General features: G+C 62.7%; 8 protein-coding genes and 1 pseudogene. All 9 read left to right on the top strand.

All coding sequences use genetic code 11. The features are described 5' to 3' along the window. Positions 1-726: DUF6537 domain-containing protein (locus EN925_RS11400; protein WP_348630325.1), on the top strand; the 726-nt coding region annotated here is incomplete at its 5' end. 144 nt (positions 727-870) lie between these two features. Further along, complete coding sequence (locus tag EN925_RS11395; RefSeq protein ID WP_013528207.1) at positions 871-3,183, top strand: EAL domain-containing protein; 2,313 nt, start codon at positions 871-873, stop codon at positions 3,181-3,183. Between the two features lie 335 nt (positions 3,184-3,518). After that, positions 3,519-4,298 carry a hypothetical protein gene (locus EN925_RS11390; protein WP_013528206.1) on the top strand — a complete coding sequence of 260 codons (780 nt, stop codon included), beginning with the start codon at positions 3,519-3,521 and terminating at the stop codon, positions 4,296-4,298. Between the two features lie 119 nt (positions 4,299-4,417). Further along, positions 4,418-4,567, top strand: a complete 150-nt coding sequence (locus EN925_RS11385) for a DUF3096 domain-containing protein (protein WP_013528205.1) — start codon at positions 4,418-4,420, stop codon at positions 4,565-4,567. A gap of 206 nt (positions 4,568-4,773) precedes the next feature. Beyond that, positions 4,774-4,998, top strand: a complete 225-nt coding sequence (locus EN925_RS11380; RefSeq protein ID WP_013528204.1) for an aa3-type cytochrome c oxidase subunit IV — start codon at positions 4,774-4,776, stop codon at positions 4,996-4,998. Between the two features lie 85 nt (positions 4,999-5,083). Continuing rightward, the gene (locus EN925_RS11375; RefSeq protein WP_127368040.1) at positions 5,084-6,364 is read left to right on the top strand and encodes a Re/Si-specific NAD(P)(+) transhydrogenase subunit alpha; all 1,281 of its coding nucleotides are present in this window, start codon (positions 5,084-5,086) and stop codon (positions 6,362-6,364) included. Beyond that, entirely contained in the window at positions 6,361-6,789 is a 429-nt protein-coding gene (locus EN925_RS11370) for an NAD(P) transhydrogenase subunit alpha (RefSeq protein ID WP_024501908.1), read from the top strand. Before EN925_RS11375 ends, EN925_RS11370 begins: the two co-directional genes overlap by 4 nt. 6 nt (positions 6,790-6,795) lie before the next feature. After that, the gene (locus tag EN925_RS11365) at positions 6,796-8,193 is read left to right on the top strand and encodes an NAD(P)(+) transhydrogenase (Re/Si-specific) subunit beta (RefSeq protein WP_013528201.1); all 1,398 of its coding nucleotides are present in this window, start codon (positions 6,796-6,798) and stop codon (positions 8,191-8,193) included. A gap of 134 nt (positions 8,194-8,327) precedes the next feature. After that, positions 8,328-9,286, top strand: a pseudogene (locus EN925_RS11360) (hypothetical protein); the annotation flags it as partial.

Raw genomic sequence — 9,286 nt, 5'->3', positions numbered from 1 at the left:
CTGGTTGCCCAGCCGGGTCCGACCGCGGCTGGAAAGGCAGGCCAGGCCACGGACACCGCCGAGACGCTGGACGACATCATTGCCCGCCGCGTCGCCTTCCTGACCGCCTATCAGAACGCCGCCTATGGCAGGCGTTATGCCGGAAAACTGGCCGCGTTGCGCGCCGCCGAAGCGAAGGCCGTACCTGGTTCGACCGCGGTGTCGCAGGCTGCCGCCAGGAACCTGTTCAAGCTGATGGCGATCAAGGACGAATACGAGGTGGCGCGTCTTTACACGGACGGCTCTTTCGCCGCCGAACTGGGCAAGCAGTTCCAGAGCTACGAAAGGCTCGAATTCCACCTCGCTCCGCCGATCATGGGCCGTCGCGGCAATGACGGAAGCCCGCGGAAATCGAGCTTCGGCCCGTGGATGATGAAGGGTTTTCGCGTGCTGGCGGCGATGAAGGGCCTGCGCGGCACTGCCTTCGACCTGTTCGGCTACACCGCCGAACGGCGCATGGAGCGGCAGCTGCTGGCGCGGTACGAGGCGGATCTGGAGCTCATCGCCGGATCGTTGGCCCCAGCCAGGGTCGATGCGGCGGTTGCGCTGGCCTCGGTGCCTGCCCTCATCCGCGGCTATGGCCACGTCCGTCAAGCCAGCGCGCAAAAGGCCGCCGGCGAGCGCCAAAGGCTGCTCGAACGCCTGTCGAGTACGCCGGCGCGGCCCGAACTTCAGGCCGCCGAATGATCGATACGCCTTGTTTACCTGAACGACAGTTTCCTTGCTTTCCGCTGCGTCACCCGGCTTGACGGCAGGAGCGCGAGGGTCTCTCTAAATCTTTCTTAAGGCGGATGTGGCACTGCTTGGCTCCCCAGGGTTGGGATTCAGGCGTTGAATCTGCGAAAAAAGAACGAGATCCCGGTCGACGTCTATATTCCGTTCGTGGAAACCCTGTTTCGCGACGGGCTGACACTTTCGATCGGCATTCTCGCGCAGACTTTCCTGATCGGCCTGGTCTGGTGGAAGAGCGGCGATCCGCGGTATTTGCTGGTCGCGATCTCGATGGTTCTCGTCGGTGTGTTCCGCATGAGAAACTTTCGAAAATACAACAGCATGCCGTCGCCGACGACCTGGGAAGAGGCGCACAAGCGTGAGAATGACTACATTCTCTATGGCTCCCTGCATGGCTTGACGCTTGGCGCTTTCTGCCTGCTCGGCATCTATTTCGCGCGCGATGGTTTCGCCGAAATCGCCTCCGTTTGCCTGACGCTCGCGACGGCGACCTCCATCGCCGGCCGCAACTACGGCTCGCCGCGCATGGTCACCATCCTGACCATTGCCTTGACCTGGCCGATCTCGCTTGGCTTCCTGCTGCGCGGCGACATCTACCATGTCCTCCTCGGGCTCCTGTCGGCGCCGTTCCTGTTCGCCATCCGGAAATTCGCCAACACCGTACGCGATGTGCTTTTTGCGGCCGTCTCGGAAGAGAAGAAGGCCAACCGCATTGCCCAGCGCTTCAACCGGGCGCTCAACACCATGTCGCACGGCCTTGTCATGCTCGGTCCGGACGGCCGCGTCGCGGTGGCCAATGCCGAGGCCGCGCATCTGATGTCGCTCAAGTCGCCCGACGCGCTGCTCGGACGGTCGATCCACGGTCTGTTGATGCGCGGTGTCGCCGGCGGCATGCTGGCGCCCAAGGATTGCCGCTACATCGAGGCGCAGCTGACGCGTGCGCTGCGTGAGGGTCGCGACCGCAAGGTGCTGGTTTCCCTCGCCAACGGCCAGCATTACGAGTTCTCGGCTCGCGAAGGCAGCCAGGAACTGGGCGTCATCACCTTCGAGGACGTCACCGCCCGTGTCGAGGCGGAAGACAAGATCCGCTTCATGGCACGCTACGACAATCTCACCGGCCTGCCCAACCGGGCCTATTTCCATGAATTGGTGGGCGAGGCCATGGCGTCCGGCGATCGCGACCGTCTCTGCGGCCTTGCGGTGCTCGATCTCGACGATTTCAAGAGCGTCAACGACACGCTTGGCCATCCGATCGGCGACGGCTTGATCTATGCCGTTGCCGAGCGGCTTGGCGCCATTGCCAAGCAAGATATCACGGTCAGCCGTTTCGGTGGCGACGAGTTCATGATCTTCTTCGACCGCGTCGAGGATGAGAGCCATCTGACCAGCCAGCTCGACGAGATTTTCGCCGGCCTGCAAGGGGAAGTCGACGTCGCCGGTCACGGGCTGCGCATTCAGGCCAGCGGCGGCGCGGTGCTGTCACGGGTCAAGGATACCGATGTCGACGCCATGATCGTGAAGGCGGACCTGGCGCTCTACAAGGCCAAGGAACTCGGCAAGAACAGCTGGCGATTGTTCGAAGCTTCGATGGATGCCGCCTTCCGCAACCGTCAGCTGATGAAGGCGGATCTGCGCACCGCGGTAGAGGGCAAGAGCCTGCGGGTGGTCTATCAGCCGATCGTGGCGATGAGCACAATGCGTATCGCCAGTTGCGAGGCGCTGTGCCGGTGGGATCATCCAGATCTCGGGCCAATCTCGCCCAGCATCTTCATTCCGCTGGCCGAGGAAATGGGCATCATTTCCGAGATCAGCACCTTCGTGCTGCAGGCAGCCTGCGCCGAATGCGCCAAATGGCCCGACCAGACCAGCGTCTCGGTCAATCTCTCGGCCAAGGATTTCCGCAGCCGCGATGTCATCCAGAAGGTTCGCGATGCGTTGGCCGGCTCCGGCCTCGCCGCCAGTAGGCTCGAGATCGAGGTCACCGAAACGGCGCTGCTCGATGACAAGTCGCTGACGCGCCAGTATATTGAGGAGCTGAAGCAGCTTGGCGTGCGCATCGCGCTCGACGATTTCGGCACCGGCTATTCGAGCCTGAGCTACCTGCACAAGCTGCCGCTCGACAAGATCAAGATCGACCGCTCTTTCCTGATGGACGTCACCCAGAATCCCCGTTCGCTCGAGCTGCTCAAGGGTATCGTCAACCTGTCGCGGCCGCTGGGGCTTTCGGTGACCGTCGAAGGGGTCGAGACCTTCGAGCAGCTCAAGATCCTGGCGCTGCAGGTCAAGCCTGATCTTGTCCAGGGGTTCCTGTTCGGTTCGGCGCTCAGCGCTTCCGGCATCGAGACGATGTCGAACACGGTATGGCCCTTCGCCAAGGATATCAGGACCGCCAAAAAGGCGGTACGCCGCTGATTTGCGGCGCCTGGCGCATGGTGCCCGGGCACTGAGAGCCCATCCCTGTTTCCATCAGGATTGAACAGGCGCCCAGGCTTTAGGCATTCACTGCATTCGAGGTTTCTTTGCACATCGCGGGCCATGCCAGAATTTCAGCCGCTTCCCGTCATGTTCGAGACACGCTCTTTCCCCGTCGCGACGCAGAAAACGAAGAAAACCACCAATTTTAGTTTTATTTTAGCAATCGTTAACCTTAACGACTGGTAAACGGGCTGCTTCCTGTTTTCATCTTTTACATCCCAAGACCCTGTCGTAGTGTCGGATCGCGGCGGCAATGTACGGGGATTGAGTTGATGATTGTGCAGTTGAGTTCGCTTCGTCCGGTGACGGGCGAGGACGGGAAGGACGCCGCCGACACCATGTCCAGCTTCGCCCGCAACGTTTCGGCGATGCTTGAGCGGACAGAGTACCGCCGCTGCGACAAGGGCGAAGATCTCGAGGACATCTACCGCCTGCGCTACAAGTCATATCGCTCGAACGATATGGTGCCCGACAACGAAAACCATACCATTCACGATGAGCTCGACGAGGCACCGAATGTGTACCGCTTCGGGGTCTATATCGACCAGGAACTCGTCAGCACGCTGCGTATCCATCACGTCACCTTGGCCACGCCGATGTCGCCTTCCACCAAGGCCTTTGGCGACATCGTCATGCCGATGCTTCGTGACGGGCTGAGCTTCATCTGTCCCAGCCGGTTTGCGTCCGATCCCGAATGGTCGCGCGTCTACCCGCAGATTCCCTACCTGACGCTGCGGCTGGCCGGCATGGCGTGCTTCCATTTCAACGCGCCCTACTGCCTGTCGACCATTCGCGAGGATCACGCCGGCTTCTACAAGCGTATCTACTACTCGGAGAAGATCAGCGAGTCGCGCGCCTATCCGGGCGTTTTCAACAAGGTCGTGCTCTACCGCGCCGACGTCAACGCAATCCGCGAGCGGTCCTTCTCACGGTTCCCGTTCTTCCGCTCGACGCCAATGGAGCAGCGCATGCTGTTCGATACGCCGCATGTCGGGGAACTCGCGCCGCTGACCATCCTGCCGACGGCAAAATACTATCACGAAGCCGCCTGATACGGCAGGGATCCACACGATTTTGCAGGGCCGACAGGAGCCTTTTGGCGACTTCGGCGTTCTGGGTGAGGCCACGAGCAGCGCTCCGGGTCGATCTGAGGTTTTTGAGGGAACCCGCCATGACCATTTCCACACTTGCGCTAACCCCGCTCATCTCGCTGATCGCCGGCGTGCTGATCCTGGTCATGCCAAGGCTGTTGAACTACATCGTCGCGCTCTATCTGATCGTCGTCGGGTTGCTCGGGCTATTTCCGCATCTAGCAGGCTGAGGCGCCGGCTTAGGCCACGCAAGCGTCCGCCCTTCGGAGTTCCGCATCAAGCATCAGAATCCAGCGATCGGACTCCGTCGCGGCGTCGACTGCTGGCTTCAATCTTTCTTTGAGGCAGTTGTCGGTTGTTGTGCGGCAATAGCGCCATTGCTCTCGGCGCGGCTTTTCGCTATGTGCCTGAAAGATGTCTTCGAAGGGGTATTCCTATGGCTGATCACTCGCCGACTGGTCCTGTCGAACTGGGCGCGAAGATGGACTATGCCGAGCATGACCGCACCTATGCGGGCTTCCTCGCGCTGGCCAAGTACGGCTCGCTGTTTTGTGGCGCCCTGCTCCTGGCGATGGCCTTCGGCTTCTTCGCGGGCGGCTTCTTCTCGGCGACCATTCTGTTCGTGCTGATTCTGGCTGTCGGCGCCTTTATCCTCCGATAGATTTTTCCGACATCTTGTCCACGGCGCCGCCGCGAGGCCGGCCGGCGTCTTGCGGGAAATAGCTTCCGGCCGAAAGGATCATGCGGTGGGACAGACGGTTTTCATCCCTCGTGAGCTCGATGCCAACGAGCCGCGCGTCGCGGCTTCGCCCGATACGGTGAAACGGCTGGCGGCGTTGGGCTTCGACGTCGTCGTCGAGGCCGGTGCCGGTCTGAAATCGCGCATCATCGATGCCGACTATGCGAGCGCCGGCGCTGCTATCGGCAAGGCTTCCGATGTCGCCAAGGCCGATGTGGTGCTGAAGGTGCGCCGGCCTGGTGATGCCGAGCTGAAGAGCTACAAGCCCGGCGCGGCTGTGATCGCCATCATGGACCCCTACGGCAACGATGCCGCCGTGGCAGCTCTTGCCAAGGCCGGCGTCACCGCTTTCTCGATGGAATTCATGCCCCGGATCACCCGCGCGCAGTCGATGGACGTCTTGTCCTCGCAGGCCAATTTGGCCGGCTATCAGGCGGTGATCGACGGGGCTTCGGAATATGACCGCGCCTTGCCGATGATGATGACGGCGGCCGGCACGGTGCCGGCGGCGAAGGTCTTCATCATGGGCGTTGGCGTCGCCGGCCTGCAGGCGATCGCCACCGCGCGCCGGCTTGGTGCGGTTGTCACCGCCACCGACGTTCGCCCCGCCGCCAAGGAACAGGTCGCCTCGCTCGGCGCCAAGTTCCTCGCGGTCGAGGACGAGGAATTCAAGGCGGCCGAAACGGCCGGCGGCTACGCCAAGGAAATGTCGAAGGAATATCAGGCCAAGCAGGCGGCACTCACATCAGAGCACATCGCCAAGCAGGATATCGTCATCACCACGGCGCTCATTCCCGGCCGGCCGGCGCCCAAGCTGGTCTCGTCGGCGATGGTCGCTTCGATGAAGCCGGGCTCGGTGATCGTCGACCTCGCGGTCGAGCGCGGCGGCAATGTCGAGGGCGCCGAAGCCGGCAAGGTGGTCACCACCGCCAACAACGTCAAGATTGTCGGCCATCTCAATGTGCCTGGCCGCATCGCGGCGTCGGCCTCGCTGCTTTATGCCAGGAACCTGTTCGCCTTTCTCGAGACGCTGGTCGACAAGACGACCAAGACGCTTGCCATCAATCGCGACGACGATCTGGTCAAGGCAACGATGCTGACCGATGGCGGCAAGGTGGTTCATCCGGCTTTCGTGAAAGCCGACCAGCAGCCGGCAAAGGGCCAATATGTCGAGCCGGCCGCGATCCCGGCCAAGACCATGGTCGCCGATGCTTCGCCCAAGAAAGCCGCGTCCAAGAAGGCGGCCGCACCCAAGTCGCCCTCGTCGAAGCCGAAAGGGATCGCGTGATGGACCAGACCCTGCAGAAAGCCCTCGACCAGCTCGACCAGGCCTCCGCCGCCGTCCGGCTGGCGGTGCACAATCTGGCGACCGCGCCCGGCGGCACTGACGCAGCCGGTGATGCCGCGCATGCGCTCTCCGGCGGCGCCATCGATCCCTTCGTCTTCCGCTTCGCCATCTTCGTCCTGGCGATCTTCGTCGGCTACTACGTCGTCTGGTCGGTGACCCCCGCACTGCATACGCCGCTGATGGCCGTCACCAATGCCATCTCCTCGGTCATCGTCGTCGGCGCGCTGCTTGCCGTCGGCATCGCCGCCTCCGGCATTGCCGCGGGCTTCGGCTTCGTCGCGCTGATGCTGGTTTCGGTCAACATCTTCGGCGGCTTCCTCGTCACCCAGCGCATGCTGGCCATGTACAAGAAGAAGGACAAGTAGAGCGCCATGAACGCCAACTTCGCGTCCTTCCTCTACCTCGTCTCCGGTGTCCTGTTCATCATGGCGCTGCGCGGCCTGTCGCATCCGACCACCAGCCGCCAGGGCAATCTCTACGGCATGATCGGCATGGGTATTGCCATCGCCACCACACTGGCTCTGGCGACCCCGTCCGCCGGCCGCTTCGGCCTGATCGTGCTCGGCCTTGCCATTGGCGGCGGCGTCGGCGCCGTTACCGCGCGCCGCATCGCCATGACCTCGATGCCGCAGCTGGTCGCTGCCTTCCACTCGCTGGTCGGCCTCGCCGCCGTCATGGTGGCGGCTGCCGCGATCTATGCCCCGGAAAGCTTCGGCATCGGCACGGATGGCGACATTCATGCCCAGGCCCTGATCGAGATGAGCCTTGGCGTCGCCATCGGCGCCATCACCTTCACCGGCTCGGTCATCGCTTTCCTCAAGCTCGATGGCCGCATGTCCGGCAAGCCGATCATGATCGGCGCACGCCACTTCATCAACGCCGCACTTGCTATCGCGCTCGTCGTGCTGATCGTGTTGCTGGTCACCACCGAGTCCAAGCTGGTCTTCTGGCTGATCGTTGCCGCCTCGCTGGTGCTCGGTATCCTGCTGATCATCCCGATCGGCGGCGCCGACATGCCGGTCGTCGTCTCGATGCTGAATTCCTATTCCGGCTGGGCGGCGGCGGCGCTGGGCTTCACGCTCGGCAATCTGGCGCTGATCATCACCGGCGCGCTGGTCGGCTCATCCGGCGCGATCCTGTCCTACATCATGTGCAAGGGCATGAACCGAAGCTTCATCTCGGTCATTCTCGGCGGCTTCGGTGGGGAGACGGCAGCGGCCGCCGATGACGGCATCGAACGCACGGTCAAGCAGGGTTCTGCCGACGATGCCGCCTACCTCATGATGAACGCCCAGAAAGTCATCATCGTGCCGGGCTATGGCATGGCGGTTGCCCAGGCGCAGCATGCACTGCGCGAAATGGCCGACAAGCTCAAGGCCAATGGCGTCGACGTGAAGTACGCCATCCACCCGGTCGCCGGCCGCATGCCCGGCCACATGAACGTGCTGCTCGCCGAAGCCAATGTGCCCTACGACGAGGTGTTCGAGCTTGAGGACATCAACTCGGAGTTCGCGCAAGCCGACGTTGCCTATGTCATCGGCGCCAACGACGTCACCAACCCGTCCGCGCGCGACGACAAGTCCTCACCTATCTACGGCATGCCGATCCTCGATGTCGACAAGGCGCGCACCTGCCTGTTCGTCAAGCGCTCGCTCGGTTCCGGCTATGCCGGTATCGACAACACGCTGTTCTACAAGGACGGCACCATGATGCTGCTCGGCGACGCCAAGAAGATGACCGAAGAGATCGTCAAAGCCATGGATCACTGATCCGGGATAAGCGCCGGGACACGCCAAGAATCGCCCGGCTTCGCGCCGGGCTTTTTCTTGGCTCGACGGCGATTTCGGCGCTACGATGACGAATTCCCGCCTCGACGGCGGGATTGTCGTCGACGGAGACGTTGGTGCCTGACCCGATCGCATCGCCGCCCGCCGGGAAAGCGCCGCGCAAGCCTGGCCAGGCGGTGGTGATCGTGCATGGCATGGGTGAACAGCGGCCGATGGATACGCTGCGAGGCTTTGTCCAGGCTGTCTGGAGCCATGACCCCAACCGCGCGCCGTTTTATGCCCATGTCGCCGATCCGGCCGACCCCGCCGGCGCGAAGATCAACCAGAGCTGGATCACTCCCGACAGCCGGACCAATTCGTACGAACTTCGCCGCATCACCACGCCCTACGATGTCGATGGCCGCCGCACCGACTTCTACGAGCTTTACTGGGCCGACATCACGCAGGGCACGACGCGAGGCCGGCTTGCCGCCTGGGTGACAAATCTGCTGTGGCGCAAGCCCGCCGACATACCGCCGGACGCCCGAAAGCTCTATCTGGTCACCCTGGTTGCCGTCATCATCGCCCTGGTCGCGACGCTCGCGCTTGCGACGTCGGTTTGGCAGCAGCAGATTTCGTGGACCGTCGGCGTCCTCGTCACCATCCTGGCCTCGTTCGTCATCTGGTCGGTGGACCGTTTTGGCCTTCCCTATTTCGGCGATGTCGCGGCCTATGTGCGCGCTGAAGCGGCCACGGTAGAGAAGCGGGCGCTGATCCGCGACCGCGGCCTGAAGCTGCTGAAGCGTCTGATGATGGACGATACCTACGATCGCATCGTGCTGGTCTCGCACAGCCTCGGCTCGATGATCGCCTATGACCTGTTGCAGATCTTATGGTCCGATTTCAGGCCCCGAAAACTGGAGGCCATCCGCGACAAGGCGAAACTGAAAGCTATCCACGCCATCGACAAGGCGACGCTTGTTGCCGACGGCTCGGCATGGCCCGGCAGCCTTGACGATCTTGCCGGGTTCCGGCGCGATCAGTGGGAGCTCTATCGCCAACTGCGCACCAGGGACGACAGCCATCGGCCTTGGAA

It is taken from the genome of Mesorhizobium sp. M7A.F.Ca.US.006.04.2.1 (assembly GCF_004022915.1).
GTDB classification, from domain to species: Bacteria; Pseudomonadota; Alphaproteobacteria; order Rhizobiales; family Rhizobiaceae; genus Mesorhizobium; species Mesorhizobium ciceri.
The sequence above is the reverse complement of the archived record's forward strand: the minus strand, read 5'-3'. Positions and strand labels throughout refer to the sequence as shown.

Coding starts and splice junctions, on each gene's coding strand:
- EN925_RS11390 (WP_013528206.1), top strand. CDS start 3,519: ATGATTGTGCAGTTGAGTTCGCTTCGTCCGGTGACGGGCGAGGACGGG.
- EN925_RS11385 (WP_013528205.1), top strand. CDS start 4,418: ATGACCATTTCCACACTTGCGCTAACCCCGCTCATCTCGCTGATCGCC.
- EN925_RS11380 (WP_013528204.1), top strand. CDS start 4,774: ATGGCTGATCACTCGCCGACTGGTCCTGTCGAACTGGGCGCGAAGATG.
- EN925_RS11365 (WP_013528201.1), top strand. CDS start 6,796: ATGAACGCCAACTTCGCGTCCTTCCTCTACCTCGTCTCCGGTGTCCTG.